The sequence below is a fragment of the Fulvivirga imtechensis AK7 genome, assembly GCF_000331535.1.
GTDB lineage: Bacteria > Bacteroidota > Bacteroidia > Cytophagales > Cyclobacteriaceae > Fulvivirga > Fulvivirga imtechensis.
In genome coordinates, this window is sequence record NZ_AMZN01000029.1 from 16,022 (window position 1) to 30,062 (window position 14,041).

Sequence of the window (14,041 nt, forward strand, 5' to 3'; positions counted from 1 at the left end):
GTCAACAGAATGAGCCTCACCTATAGTGCGCTGGCTGTTTTACCCGTTGTCATGCTTCTGCTGATAAGTCTGTGGAAAGGGGTCAAACCAGGGGTGTATACCGGTCTTGCAGTTACTTCAGTTTTGTTTTTTATATGGGACAGCAACTGGCTGGCTTTTCCTGCCTCATTTATTGCTGCCTTTATTGATACTATAAGCATACTGATGATTGTCTTTGGAGCGATATTTCTTTATCACACGATGGATCAAAAGGGGTATATCAATGGCATAAAGCTATCATTACAAGGGGTTCACTCAGATAGAAATTTTCAGTTTTACTTTCTGGCTTTTTTTCTGACAGCCTTTTTTGAAAGTGTGGCGGGTTTTGGCACTCCTGGGGCCATTGTGCCGCTTTTGCTCATCTCCATGGGCTTTTCCGCAACCATGTCTGTTGCATCTGTATTGCTCATAGATGGTATCTTCGCTTTATCAGGTGCCATTGGCACTCCCGTATCAGTAGGGCTGGAAGCACCACTCGGGCTTCCCTCGGCCATGATCCCTAAAATATACCTTTACGCTGCTATAACCATGGCCGCAGCAGGTGTTATTGTATTGCTGTCGGTTCACCGTTTTCTGAAAAAAGAAAACACAGGTGTCAGGGACTACAGTTGGATGGTATACCTGAGTATTATGGGGCTGTTTGTAACTTTCAGCTACTTTTTACTGGAGCTTACCGGAGTGGTGGCGGCAGTGTTTATGGCTATAATCTCTTACCTCTTTTTCTTTACCAATAAAAAATTAAAATGGAAGCCCTGGATCCCTTATGTTCTTTTGGTAGGGTTACTTTTAATCCCTAAAATAATTTCTCCACTATCCTCCTTGCTGGCTTTCCGGTTATCGTTTAATGAAATCCTGAGTACCGGTGTGAGCGCTTCTCTACAGCCACTGCGATCTCCTCTGGTTCCTTTTATCGTTGCAGCGATTTCTGCCGCTTTTTTAGCCAAGGACCTCTCGTTTGAGATAAAGCCGGTACTTACAAAAACAATGGCTGTTTTTCTTGTCTTGTTCCCTTCACTTGCCATTACCCGCCTTATGTTGTCGAGCGGAACTACCATGCCTTCAATGGTAGAAGCCCTAGGCGCCATTTTTGGTGAGTCAGGTGCTGCTTATCCTGTATTAAGTCCTTTTATAGGCGTTTTAGGAGCGTTTATTACCGGTAGCACAACTGTTTCTAATGTGATTTTCGGACCAGTACAACTCAATACTGCCCAGCATCTACTTTACCCGGAAGAGCTTATTCTGGCACTTCAACTGGCCGGAGCATCGCTGGGCAATGCCATTTGTCTTTTTAATATAATTGCCGCTGCTGCTGTGGCTGACGTTAAGAATTATAGCGCTATTCTCAAGAAGAATATGATGCCGGTTTTAGGTGCGTCATTGGTAGTATCATTGGTGGGATATTTGATCATGTTTTTTGGTCTTAAATTTTAGATATCAAAAACTATTAGTTGGAGATAGTGAATCACAATGGTTGCTGGTTTTGGGCATAGGAATACCTAATTTATTTTGTATATTTTTTAAGATCAATCATATTTGAAGAAATATATATCATAGACCTTTTAAAAAAAATATGAAAAACTTTCTTTCAGTGATATGTCTGGTGTTTTGTGTTGGGGTATCGTTCGGCCAGAATTATGAAAAAGTAGTCTTTAATAATGAACCCGGTGATGGCTATTACCTGGCCATAGCACCTGAATCTACAGAAATTTCAGGAGTTCTCGTACTGTTGCCCGGATTTGGTCAAACAGCAGAAAGTATCTTTCCTGAGACTAAAATTCACAACGTTGCCTATCTGCACGGCATTTTGACCATTGCTGTGGCGGGTGGACGAAAGTTGTATGCTGATGAAGAAGTGATGACCAAACTGAATGCAACATTGGAGCACGTAAAAGAAAGGTACAACTTGAGTAGGGACCAGTTTGTAATTGGAGGCTTCTCGGCTGGTGGAACTATCAGCCTGCGATACGCTGAATATTGCTATGAGCGTCCACAGGAGGCATCAATTCAACCAAAAGGAGTGTTTAGCGTTGACTCACCTGTAGATTTGTTTAATATTTGGGATTATTTCCAAAGGGAGATCAAGAAAAATTATTCTGAAGCAGGGGTAGGTGAAGCCAACTTTGTTTCAGAAATAATGTTGAGGGAAATAGGACATCCGGTCAAAAATAAGGCAACTTACGACAAGTTGACCCCCTTCAATGCAGACCTTGACGAACCAGGCAATGAAAGGTTCCTTAAAGATGTTAGCGTACGTGTATACCATGATATAGATGTTATTTGGCTGTTGCAAAACAGGAGGAGAAGCTTGTTTGACTCCAATGCGCTGGCAGCCTCCGAGCTGATCAACAGACTTTTGCTGGCGGGCAATGAGAAGGCGGAATTTGTGCCTGCGAAGCAGCCGGGTTTCAGAAGTGCCGGATTCCGACATCCACATTCATGGTCTATTGTAGATGAGGTGGAGCTCGTGCTGTGGGTAAGTAAGAATTTAAGGGAGTAAAGCGACATAAGAACTAATCCAGTGCAAAGAAACACAAATGGCTTGCCAATATGAAGTGAGAAATACAGGAAAAGCTGATCTGGACCTCATCTTTGATTTATTCGAACAATCTATTATTTACCAGGAGAAAAGAGGTTACCCGGTGTGGAAAAACTACGATCGCAATGCAATCGTCAAGGATATCGAGAATAAAAATCAGTATAAGGTGATGATAAATGCTAAGCCGGCCATTGTATTCAGTGTTTGCTATGTCGATAAAATTATTTGGCGTGAACGAGACAAAGGAGAATCTATATACTTGCATCGAATTGTGGTAAACCCGGAATTTAAAGGGCAGAAGTTGTTTGGAAAGATTCTGGAATGGGCAATCAGCCACTGCAAAAAGCACGGACTTAGCAGTATCCGGATGGACACATGGACCGCCAACCCTACAATTATAGACTACTACAAGAACTTTGGTTTTAATTTTGTTGAAAATTTCATTACCCCGGATACTCCTGAATTACCCGTTCATAATCGTAATTTGGCATTGACACTATTAGAATTTAATCTATGATTGAATGAATGATAACGACATTTGAGCAGGAACCGTAACACAATCGGGTCGGTAACGTAATACACGATATGCCACATTTTGTAATTGACTGCTCGGAGAACATCACCCGGTTGAAGTTACCCGAGGAAATTATGCAGAAAGTATATAAAGCAGCGGAATCAACCGGGCTTTTTGCAAACGGAGACATAAAAGTGAGGATCAATCCCTTTCAACATTACAATGTCGGAAATACGAAAAATGATTTTATACATGTCTTTGCCAACATCATGGAAGGGCGAACTGTGGACCAAAAGAGTGACCTTTCTAAAAGGATAACCGCGGCTCTAAAATCTATGTTTCCCGATGTTCCCATTATTTCAATCAACATCAGGGACTTTGAAAAAGCCACTTATTGCAACAAATCTATGGTTTAAAACTGTCTCTTGCATTAATGATGGAGTTGGAAAGGTGTGAAAATGGCTGGCATGAACCTAATACTTCGAAGTAAAATGACATTTTTCTATGAGTAAGAAACTTTCTCCCCGCCTGGAGGAAATTGTAAATGCACTTCCACTTTACAAAAGTATCCGTGTATTGGAAATTGGCTGTGGACCCGGTGTTGCCGCTCGTGAAATTGCTAACAGGATAGGAGATGGTTATATTCTGGCGATTGACCGTTCCGCAAAGGCAATCCAGCAGGCTGTAAAGAACTCTGAAGCAGAAATAAAATCCGGGTGTTTGTCTTTTCGACAGGTTGCTATTGAGGATTTTGAGTTGGAGGCCGGGGAAAAGCCTTATGATATTGCATTTGCCGTCCGAGTGGGCGCATTGGATGGCCGGCATCCGAAAGTAGGAGCATTGGCCCTTCCTCGAATTGCCAAAGCTTTAACTGAAAATGGAAAACTTTACATTGATGGCGGGGACCCACTAAAAGAACTTCCGTTTGATGATTTTCGATGAAAGATTTAGTGACTTTAAAAAAAAAATGGGGATGAAGTCTTCTCAAAAGCGGAGTCCTGCTCAATAGTCTGTCGTTTATTCTTTGCCGGCAAACCAATTATCCCTGCAATCTGTATATTATCTGCTTATTTTGGAAACTGATCGATGTGTAGTTCATTTACATATATTATCCTGCTACCTTGGCAACAATTAAAGCCAACTATAGACAACAGAAAATCCCCCGGAGCCAGGTCTTCGGGGGATTTTTTTACAGCTTCAATGTTGAGCAAAGTATTTGCTCTGAAGCATTATTTTTTCTGTAGCTTGACAGTCTCAACCTTGTTCTTTTTGGTTACTTGTAGTATATAGATACCATCTCGTAAAAAATGTAGATTAATGGATTTCTCTTTTTCACCTCTGTGATTTGATGAGTGCAACAATATTCCCTGAGGTGTGAAAATTCTGACTCCGTAAGGTTCAGCGTTGTTCCTTAAAACAATTGTTACACTTTCAATGACAGGATTTGGGTAAACCGCAAAGTCTTTTGATGTAAACTCGATATTGGTTCCAACTACTTCTGTTACTTCAATATTGACGATAAAATTGTCACTCTCTAACTCCCCATCATTGACCGTTACCGGTACACTAAGACTTCCAATAAAATCAATTTCTGGATTTATTTCATTTTGAGACACCGTGAAGTTCTCTCCTTCCATGACTTTCAAAGTAAAGTCTTCCGGAAAGTTATTATCAACATCTGTGACAAGTAAGTCTGCCAAAGAAATTTCCAGTGAAGTGTTTGTTTGTGTAGTCAGTTCTCTTGCGAGACCCGTAATATATGGGGCATCATTTACCGGATCAATGGTAATAATCAGCACTTCTGTATAAGAATAATTTTCTTTGGCTCCATCATCTGCTGTAATTGTAAAACTCTGTTCACCGAATTTGTCTTGCAATGATGTTATTTCAAGCCTACCGGTGGATTGGTCAAATGTAAACTCAAAAAGATCAGAATTATCTGGAGATATAGTATAAGATACAGCTTGACCCGTCTCTTCAGATGGAGTATTTAGTTGAGACATTTCTAATACTTGGGTTCCCGAAAAATCTTCTTGAAAAACTCTGCTTCCTACAATTTCAAATTCAGGCTCAGTATTGAAAGATTTCTCAAATTTTGATAAGTAAATCTCGTTGAATCCATTTGATGGAAGCGTAGTTTCATTTGCTTCATTATCACCAAAAACAATATCACCCCTATAAAAACCTGCTAAGTGGGCATTACCGAACTTGTCCAATGCTACGTCTGAACCCTGTTCCCAGTCTGTACTGCCAGCTGATGTAACCCAAATAAACTCACCGTCTGTCGAAAATTTAGCCAGGAAAATATCACCAGAGCCCAAGTTTGCAATAGTTGAATCGTTTCTCTCGTTAGCACCAAATTGAATCTCATCTCCAAAATATCCGGTGACAAATATGTTTGAGAGGCTGTCAATGTCTAACCCAATTCCTCTGTCATCACTGGAACTGATACCTGTTTTTGCCCAAATAAATTCTCCGGAGGAATTGTACTTGGCGAGAATTATCTCGTCTAATCCTGTGCCGGTGAGCTGGGTTTCATTGTCAGAGCCTGAACCTAATGTTATTGAACCAAAAAAACTTCCTGTAAAAATGACATCACCGCTTTCATCGACTTTTATATCGCCACTGACATCACCAACCCCTGAAGAGAATGGTTCAATTGCCCATATAAAAATACCATCATTATCATATTTCGCGATAAAGGAGGATTCATTTCCGTCATTTAAAACCGTTTCATTGGACAACCCTCCTCCAAAAGTTGCCTCATCAAAATAATTTCCAGTTACATAAACGTATCCGTTATTATCTATATCAATGTTTTTACCAGAGTCAAAATTTGCTCCCCCTGCACTTTTTACCCACAAAAGAGTTCCGTCCGGGGCATATTTTGAGATGAAAATGTCGGTATTTTGGCCTTCAAGGATTGTTTCATTTGCTTCTCCTTTTCCAAATATAACAGTCCCCCAAAATGCACCGGTAACATACACATAGCCATTTTTATCCACCACTAATCCTTGCCCACCCGGATTGTCATCATTTTCACCTCCAATACCTTTCGCCCAGTTTAGATTTCCATCCTTATCATACTTGGCAATAAATATTTCCCCGGATGCTCCGGATAATGTGGTTTCATTGACCTGCCCCAAACCGAACGTGGCTTCTTGAAAGAAGGAGCCTGAAATATAAACGTTTTGATTATCGTCTACATCGATAGCATAACTAGTGATACTATTATTTGAAGCGCCTGCTTGTTGAACCCATATCAGTTTTCCAACATTGTCATATTTAGCAACAAAAGAACCATTAATGAAAAGGGTAGTTTCATTTGCCTCCCCCTCACCGAAAACAGCCCCGGAGGAACCAGCCAAAATGGTACCGGTGAGATAAACATTTCCTTCTTCATCAACGGCAATGCTATTTGCTTCGTCACCTGTGCTCCCGGAGCTATTACTCCCTGCTTTTGTTGCAAAAAGAACTTTTTGTGCGTAACAGTTATTTATGGCTGAGATAAATAAAGATAGAAAAAACAGGTGTAGGAAAATTTGCTTCATGAAATGAAATTTTTTATTGGAGTTTGTTTTTTGAGGTCCAATATAAGTTTATTTTTATTTTATAGGAAATAATCAAATGCTTTTTTCTGATCACAAGAATACATTTGTTCACTAATTCCTGTCTATAAGAAAACTCTAAGTGGCTTTAAGAAAACGTTCCCGCCAAAGGGCGGGACGAAGTACCAAAAAACGGAGCGCCGTACAGTTGTTACAGTTGTCGGGATGAGCATTTCTGGAGCGGGCGTAACGCAGACATTGGCGTTTTCTTAGAGGACACTAATTCGCTGTTTAAAAGCATATTTCTACTATTGTTCACCTATTGTACACCAATTCAGTTAGGGTTGTCTACATTGAATAGTTGCTTTTATTAAATTCTTCATGAAGAAAATATTTCTTTTTGCAGTTGGTTTTGTCGCTCTTGATGTAGGTCAAATCAGTGAAATAAAGCGGAAAAATGAGTTTAAACATTTAAATTGAAATAGGGAGGCAACCTATTCGCAACCTTTCTCGTGTAGTGGAAAATTTAAATAATAAGGTAAACCCGGATAATGTGATGATCCTGATACAAGGCTGCAGGAACAATGATCGTGAAAGCCAGAGATTGCTTTATAAGCATTACTATGTATATGCTATGAGCATCTGTATCCGGTATGCACAAAGTGAAGAGGAGGCAAAGGAAATTTTGAATGATGGATTTATGAAGGTTTTTGCTAAAATAAAGATGTATGACAGTAGCAAATCATTTAAGGGGTGGATGAGAAGAATATTGATCAATACCGCTATAGATCATTTCAGGGCCAATAAAAAGCATTACTATCATTCTGACCTCGAAGGTTGTGATGACCCTGCTGATGGTAATGTCATTAGTGAGATGTCATATAATGAATTATTGGGACTTGTTCAGAAGCTATCACCGATGTACAGAACAGTTTTCTCACTGTACGCAATAGATGGTTATAGCCATGAAGATATAGCTTCGGAGCTGGGGATATCCGTGGGTACTTCAAAATCTAATTTATCAAAAGCACGTGCTAATCTACGCAAGATGCTCGTGAAGACGAATAAAGAACTATATGAGCAGCATATCTGATAAAGATATTGACAAGATATTTCGGGAAGCCGCTGAAAAATATAGCACCACCTTTGATGAGGAGGCCTGGAAAGATATTGATCGCAGGCTGGACGGAGATGAGCCTGATGGAGGCATGGGATATTTCAAGGTTCTTGGGGTAGTCATTGGCCTTTTCATCCTCGGTTCTGTGATGGTTGGATGGTATACGCTCAGGAATGATGAGGTGGATAGAAATGTAGCTCCTATTTCAATTAAAGACGACAGTGCGGCACAATCTTTAGAACCATCAAAGGCGGCCGGGGACCTGGAAGTGTCTGATCAGACAAGCGCATTGGATCGAAACAGCATTAATGGAATCGATAATTCGTCAAATTCACTTTCACCGGAGGAACCGGATCAAAGCGCAGTTGACGATAAAGATATAAAAACCAGGGATTTTGACACCAATAGCCATACAGAAGCCCAGACAGGTGCCATCCAAAATGACCAGGTGGCCTTACATGATGCTGATAATGAGGGCGGTGCGATTGTATCAACGCAAAGCAGGAAAGAGCGGCATAACCGCACCTCGATAAGCCAGCGGGAGGAAATGACTTTGGATGGGTCTTTGGAAGATGAGGCTATGGCTACCCGGCAGGAAAATGACGAGAAAATAGTAGACTCTCAGGGAGAGAAAGATGCCGGTTTGCCGGGGAAGAAGTTATCAGAACTTATTGTATCGAACATGGAAGATGAAGACGTCATCTCCAAATGGGAAGCAGCGAGAAGGGCTGTATCTGACGAGGAGAAAGCGGTCTCTGGCGAAATGGAGAAGGCCATTATTCTTCAGTCCGATCGGAATGAGAATTCTGTGGTGGATCAAAAGCAGAGCATATCTGAGGTGAGGGAAGAGCGTGTGGTGACAGAAATCAACCGAAAATCAGTTAATAAGGCTTTTTACCTTCAAAGAGATGTTGCAGACGAACCTGATACAGTATTGCGGATGGGATATTTGCCATGGGATTATCACCTTGGTGAAGGGGAGATACTACCGGTGCCGGCAGAGGAACAAGAGAAGGAGCAGCAGGAAAAACGTGGGTTTGCATTAAAGCTGACATATTCCCCGGATTTCAGTTCTATCGGCTACTTCAAACCAGATAAGCCGGGAAGTAATTTCGGTCTGCTGGGTGAGTACCCCATAGGAAAGCGATGGAGTATTTCAGCCGGAGCCATCTATTCCAAAAAAATATACTTTAACGAAGAAGGTGGTGGAAGCTATTCCTCCGGGCCCACAGACAGACTGGATGCAGATTGTCGCGTAATCGATATTCCTTTGAATATCCACTATTACGCTCAACAGGCCGATAATCATAGTTTATACTTTACAGCAGGCGCTTCCAGCTACGTGATGCTCAGGGAAAATTATAATTACACGAAGACCGGTGGCTCAGGGCCCTGGTCGTGGTCAGAGGAGATCAAGAACGAAAATAGCCACTGGTTTAGCATTTTAAACTTGTCGGTGGGTTATGAGCGCAGAATAGGCCGGCACATATTTTTACAACTGGAGCCCTTCCTCAAAGCCCCTATGTCGGGAGTGGGAGAGGGGAAAGTCGATTTGGTGAGTACGGGTGCATTTTTAAATCTGAAATATCAATTTATACCTAAATAATAATCATGAAGAAGAAAGTAAACCTTTTACAATATTGTTTTCTGTTAATTTTGGTTATACCACTGCTGAGCAATTGCACCAATGAAAAAGATGATCCCAAACCTGTGGTGGATTGTTCAAAATCAGGCCTGCTGATCAATGTAGATAATATTGAAGCAGCATCAGGCTGTGCTTCCAGCGATGCAAGTGTCAGTGTGTCTGCCGAGGGTGGTGAAGGAGAGATCACCTTTAGTATTGATAACGGCGCCTTCCAATCTTCAGGAACCTTCAGTAATCTTTCAGCCGGTAACTTTACTATTACTGCGAAGGATGATAATGGTTGTGAAGTATCCACGGAAGTGCCAGTGGGTGTAGAGGGTGCCACATTGGCTATTTCCTCGGTATCTGTCACGGTAGCAGGTTGTGAGGACTCCAATGGCCAGCTTTCTGTAACGGCTGCAGGAGATGGTATAATATTATACAAGTTAAATGAAGGTAGTTTCCAGGCATCCAGCACTTTCAGTGGCCTGACTGCTGGTATATATACTGTTACCATTAAAGACGATACAGACTGTGAAGTATCCTCACAAAAGAAGGTGCTAAACGGAACTAGCTATGAACAGCAGGTAAAAGAAATTATTATGACCAACTGTGCCATCAGCGGATGTCATAATGGTGATAACGGCTCTGATAGAAACTGGACGGTCTTCTCCAATGTCCAGAATAAAGCAGCCAGAATAAAAGAACTTACCCAAGACGGAACCATGCCACTAACAGGTTCAATCACTGAAGAAGAAAAAGCCCTCATTGCCTGTTGGGTGGATGATGGCGCTCTTGATAATTAATTATTGACCTTAACATATAAAAAACAATGATGAGACTAGTTATAGTAATCCTTTTTTTGTGCCTTTTTTTTGAGGTTCAGGCGCAAAAGTATAAGTCAGTGGAAGGTAAAGTGAGGTTCTTCTCGGAAGCAACCCTTGAAAATATTGCCGCTGACAACGCCAAAGCCTCCAGCGTATTTGACGAAAGCAATGGCAATATTGTGTTTTCGGTGCCCATTAAGTCATTTGAGTTTAGGAAATCGCTGATGCAAGAGCATTTCAATGAAAATTACATGGAGTCTGACCAGTATCCCAAGGCGATTTTTAAGGGAACAGTTACAGGTTTTGAAAATAAGGCCGGCACTCAGAAGGTATCAGCACAAGGAGACATGACCATTCATGGCGTGACTAAACCTGTCAACGTGGATGGCACTATGGAACTGAAAGATGGACAGATATACCTGAAGAGCGTTTTTAAAGTAAGATTAGAAGACTACAATGTAAAAATACCTCAGGTCCTTTGGCAGAATATTGCCGAAGAGGTGGAAGTGACCATGAATTTTATTTACCAACCTATATAGCCAGTATTTTTTAACCATGACAAAATCTAAGAAATTGAAAAAAATAATCTCTCTAATGGCTGTCATTTTGTGTATGGCGCCTGCATATTCACAAGATGATCTGATGAACCTTGTGGATGAACCTGACGATAAAGGTTATGCCTCAGCTACTTTTAAAGGTACCCGTATCATTCTGGGGCATTCTGTTGAGACTAAAAGCAAAAATGAACTGGAGTTTTTGATCAGCCACCGCTTCGGCCGTATCAATTCCGGGGCTCACAACCTTTTTGGCCTGGACCAGGCCAACATTCGGCTGGGACTGGAGTATGGTATAAGCGAAAACCTCAATGTTGGCGTGGGACGAAGCTCTTATGACAAAACATTTGATGGTTTTTTGAAATACAGAATAGTGCAACAATCCGAAAAGGGTTTCCCATTCTCTGTTGTACTGTTTAATAGTATAGCATTGAAAACAACTCCAAAAGAAGAGGATGATCCAACGTATGAATTGACGGATCGTTTGGCCAATACCCATCAGCTTTTGATAGCTAAAAAGTTCAGCAACAATTTTTCTCTTCAGGTGATGCCCGTGTTCGTTCATAAAAACAGGGTGGAAAGCTTTGATGAGAATAACCAGGTGGCTATAGGAGTAGGAGGAAGGATAAAGCTTACCAAAAGGCTCGCATTGAATGCAGAATACTATTATAGATTAGATCCTCCCACAGATTCTCCGTACAAGAATTCTGTCGCCATTGGGTTTGACATTGAAACGGGAGGGCATGTGTTCCAGTTGCACTTCACCAATTCCGTTATGACGGTAGAGCGATCATTCATCACGGAAAACCGGGACGACTTCTTTGATGGCGATATTCATTTTGGCTTTAACATTTCAAGAACCTTTTCTCTCGGAGGAAAGAAGGAAGGGGACTGGTAAAGTGGAGTATTGAGATGTGAGACTTGAGTATTGAGACGAAGAAACCGGTACCGGTAGTTGGTAGTGAAATCACTAATCACCGGCTTCGGTCCTCTTCGGACTTCAGTCTTCCATATATTCATCGGATGAGACTTGCTTTGAGAAGACACTCATCCGATGAAAGTTCACCGATCACCGATTACAGATCCACTCTATTTGGTGCTGAATAAACCATGTAGCTCCACATCAATTTTGCTGACGATGTGCGCGAAGTCTTCTCTCCTGGCCACGAAATCGAGGTTATTAACATCTATCACCAAAAGCTTGCCCAGGTCGTAGCCTTGGATCCAGTTTTTATAATGTTCATTCAGGTTTTTTAGATAGTCGAGCCTGATTGCATTTTCATAGTCGCGCCCCCTTTTTTCAATTTGACTAACAAGCTTCGGAATATCAGCCTTTAAATAGATCAATAGGTCAGGTGGCTCCACATGTTGCATCATCGACTCAAAGAGCGTGAGATAGCTGCCATAATCCCTGTCGTTGATGAATCCGGATTTATATAAATTAGAGGCAAAAATATAGGCATCTTCGTAAATAGTGCGGTCCTGAACGGTAGACTGCCAGCTTTCTCTTATTTTCTTTACTTGAGTAAATCTACTGTTCAAAAAGAATACCTGGAGATGAAATGACCAGCGTTCCATATCTTCATAAAAATCTGCCAGGTATGGATTATCTTCAACGGATTCCAGTTCAGCATGCCAGCCATAGTGTCTGGAGAGCATTTTAGCGAGAGTTGTTTTTCCGGAACCAATGTTGCCGCAGATAGCGATGTGCATATCGAGAGATTAATTTTTTGCAGGCAAATCTATTACTTAGAATCTTAAGTAAAAAAATAAAAAAGAAAAAAGGCCGGTAACCAGCCGGCCCGGGTTTTACCCTTTTAGTGAAACCCCACTTATGAAGAAAATTTTACTGCTTCAAAAGTACTGGGGCCTCCACTGGTAAATAGAAATTAATTATTAAGGCTATATTAAGTTTTGGTTCTGAGGTGCAGCACAATCGCCAATGCCGTAAAGATGTCGGGGATAATTTCCAGAATAAAAACTCCCAAAAACCTACCAGTCCCGGACCTGTTCCAGAGCCCCCTGGCAAAAGGCGATAACCGAAGTAAGCTTCACCAAAAGCTATGAAAATCCGAAGGGCCAGGATTTTTTTGCGCCATTCCATTGTCTCGGGTTTGTTGGACTACTTCTCAAGAAGTGCTTTTCTGAAGGGTCCCGGAACGGGGTCCGGGAACAGGTGCGAGAGGTCGAATAATATATTTCAGAAAGCTATTAACTTAATCTCATTGCCATTGTTAAACCAAAAGGAGCCATTCCTAGCCGGTTAATAAATTGTTCTCTCATGGAGCAGGAAATAGAGATAGTTTTGATAGAAGATAATCCCGATGATGCAGCGTTGGCTATAAGGGCGCTGAAGCGAAAAAACCTGGCCAACAAAGTGATACATTTGAATGACGGTGAAGAGGCCCTTACATTTTTCTTTGGCGCTGCAGGTGTTCCGGGCCGGGCAGAAGAAGGCACCCCAAGGGTAGTGTTGCTTGACCTGAATATGCCCAAAGTCTCAGGACTGGAAGTGCTTCAAAAATTGAGATCGAATACAAAAACGGCCGGAATACCGGTGATAGTGCTTACATCTTCATCTTCCGACCCAAAAATTAAAAGGTGTAATGAACTCGGGGCTGACAGGTACATTGTAAAACCTGTTGATTTTAGAAGTTTCGCGGAAACTGTCGCTGATTTAGGTATGAAATGGATTGTTTTCAATCATCACCAAAAGGTATAGGTCGTAAATCAGCATATCTTCTGATAAAAGTCATTTTAGCCTCTTGCGCTAGTCTTTACTTTTGAATTAAACAAATTAAGCGCCATAGCCATGGAAATGAGAATAAGACCCAAAAGCGACTACCTGAAGCAGGCAGGTTGGGAAGAGTTGTATGTTTTATCCGGCCATTGGAAATCTGATATGGATTTTTATTCGGACGAATTGAATTTCCTTTCAAATCTTTTAAACAGGTATAGTATGTGGCTTACGGAAAATGATAATATAAGACGTGTCGAAAAGGTGAAGCTGAAGCTTTCAGTGCTTCAGGAATTTAAAAATGATTTGATCCATTGCGTTTTAAAACACATGAGGCATCTTAAAGATCTGATGGAAAACCCGTTTAGCTATGATGAGATAATATTTAGAAATGAGCATGCAGAACTGGAAGATGATTTTGCAGACTTCATTAAAGCGCACAGAACGCTCAAAAGAGAGGTGTTTTCTCTTACTTCCAGTATAGTGGAAAGTGAGAACATAAATAACTTACTACATGGTGGGTAAATATTTGATCCCAGGGAAGT

The 14,041-nt window shown here is 41.3% G+C and carries 14 protein-coding genes; 12 read left to right on the top strand and 2 right to left on the bottom strand.

Annotated features, from left to right (window positions below; genetic code table 11):
• Positions 1 to 9 precede the first annotated feature (9 nt).
• The 5 genes from C900_RS08805 (at position 10) to C900_RS08825 (ending at position 4,031) form a co-directional block, all read left to right on the top strand.
• Positions 10 to 1,470, top strand: coding sequence for an L-lactate permease (locus tag C900_RS08805; protein WP_009579406.1), 1,461 nt, complete (start codon positions 10 to 12; stop codon positions 1,468 to 1,470).
• Positions 1,471 to 1,609: 139 nt separating this feature from the next.
• Positions 1,610 to 2,536 carry an alpha/beta hydrolase gene (locus C900_RS08810; protein WP_009579407.1) on the top strand — a complete coding sequence of 309 codons (927 nt, stop codon included), beginning with the start codon at positions 1,610 to 1,612 and terminating at the stop codon, positions 2,534 to 2,536.
• A gap of 37 nt (positions 2,537 to 2,573) precedes the next feature.
• A complete protein-coding gene (locus C900_RS08815) occupies positions 2,574 to 3,092 on the top strand; it encodes a GNAT family N-acetyltransferase (protein ID WP_009579408.1) in 519 nt (172 codons plus the stop codon).
• Positions 3,093 to 3,160: 68 nt separating this feature from the next.
• Positions 3,161 to 3,505, top strand: coding sequence for a 5-carboxymethyl-2-hydroxymuconate Delta-isomerase (locus C900_RS08820; RefSeq protein ID WP_009579409.1), 345 nt, complete (start codon positions 3,161 to 3,163; stop codon positions 3,503 to 3,505).
• Between the two features lie 88 nt (positions 3,506 to 3,593).
• Positions 3,594 to 4,031, top strand: coding sequence for a class I SAM-dependent methyltransferase (locus C900_RS08825; protein WP_009579410.1), 438 nt, complete (start codon positions 3,594 to 3,596; stop codon positions 4,029 to 4,031).
• A 287-nt stretch (positions 4,032 to 4,318) separates the two neighbouring features.
• Here C900_RS08825 and C900_RS08830 read toward each other — a convergent pair whose 3' ends face one another.
• Entirely contained in the window at positions 4,319 to 6,640 is a 2,322-nt protein-coding gene (locus C900_RS08830) for an SBBP repeat-containing protein (RefSeq protein WP_009579412.1), read from the bottom strand.
• A gap of 514 nt (positions 6,641 to 7,154) precedes the next feature.
• On the opposite strand from C900_RS08830, the gene C900_RS08835 reads away from it, so the two are divergent.
• The 5 genes from C900_RS08835 to C900_RS08855 are packed head-to-tail and all read left to right on the top strand — an operon-like array spanning position 7,155 to position 11,657.
• Entirely contained in the window at positions 7,155 to 7,730 is a 576-nt protein-coding gene (locus tag C900_RS08835) for an RNA polymerase sigma factor (RefSeq protein WP_009579414.1), read from the top strand.
• The gene (locus C900_RS08840) at positions 7,714 to 9,360 is read left to right on the top strand and encodes a porin family protein (RefSeq protein ID WP_009579415.1); all 1,647 of its coding nucleotides are present in this window, start codon (positions 7,714 to 7,716) and stop codon (positions 9,358 to 9,360) included. Before C900_RS08835 ends, C900_RS08840 begins: the two co-directional genes overlap by 17 nt.
• 5 nt (positions 9,361 to 9,365) lie before the next feature.
• A complete protein-coding gene (locus C900_RS08845; protein WP_009579416.1) occupies positions 9,366 to 10,184 on the top strand; it encodes a hypothetical protein in 819 nt (272 codons plus the stop codon).
• A gap of 26 nt (positions 10,185 to 10,210) precedes the next feature.
• Positions 10,211 to 10,744, top strand: coding sequence for a YceI family protein (locus C900_RS08850; protein ID WP_040496236.1), 534 nt, complete (start codon positions 10,211 to 10,213; stop codon positions 10,742 to 10,744).
• Between the two features lie 34 nt (positions 10,745 to 10,778).
• On the top strand, positions 10,779 to 11,657 hold the full coding sequence (locus tag C900_RS08855; protein ID WP_040496260.1) for a DUF5777 family beta-barrel protein: 879 nt from the start codon (positions 10,779 to 10,781) through the stop codon (positions 11,655 to 11,657).
• Between the two features lie 191 nt (positions 11,658 to 11,848).
• Here C900_RS08855 and C900_RS08860 read toward each other — a convergent pair whose 3' ends face one another.
• On the bottom strand, positions 11,849 to 12,472 hold the full coding sequence (locus tag C900_RS08860) for a deoxynucleoside kinase (protein ID WP_009579419.1): 624 nt from the start codon (positions 12,470 to 12,472) through the stop codon (positions 11,849 to 11,851).
• A 568-nt stretch (positions 12,473 to 13,040) separates the two neighbouring features.
• Between C900_RS08860 and C900_RS08870 the strand changes: the two genes are divergently transcribed.
• Positions 13,041 to 13,481 (top strand): response regulator, encoded by a 441-nt coding sequence (locus C900_RS08870; protein WP_009579420.1) that lies wholly within the window; start codon positions 13,041 to 13,043, stop codon positions 13,479 to 13,481.
• A gap of 90 nt (positions 13,482 to 13,571) precedes the next feature.
• Complete coding sequence (locus C900_RS08875) at positions 13,572 to 14,021, top strand: hypothetical protein (RefSeq protein ID WP_040496238.1); 450 nt, start codon at positions 13,572 to 13,574, stop codon at positions 14,019 to 14,021.
• Positions 14,022 to 14,041 lie beyond the last annotated feature (20 nt).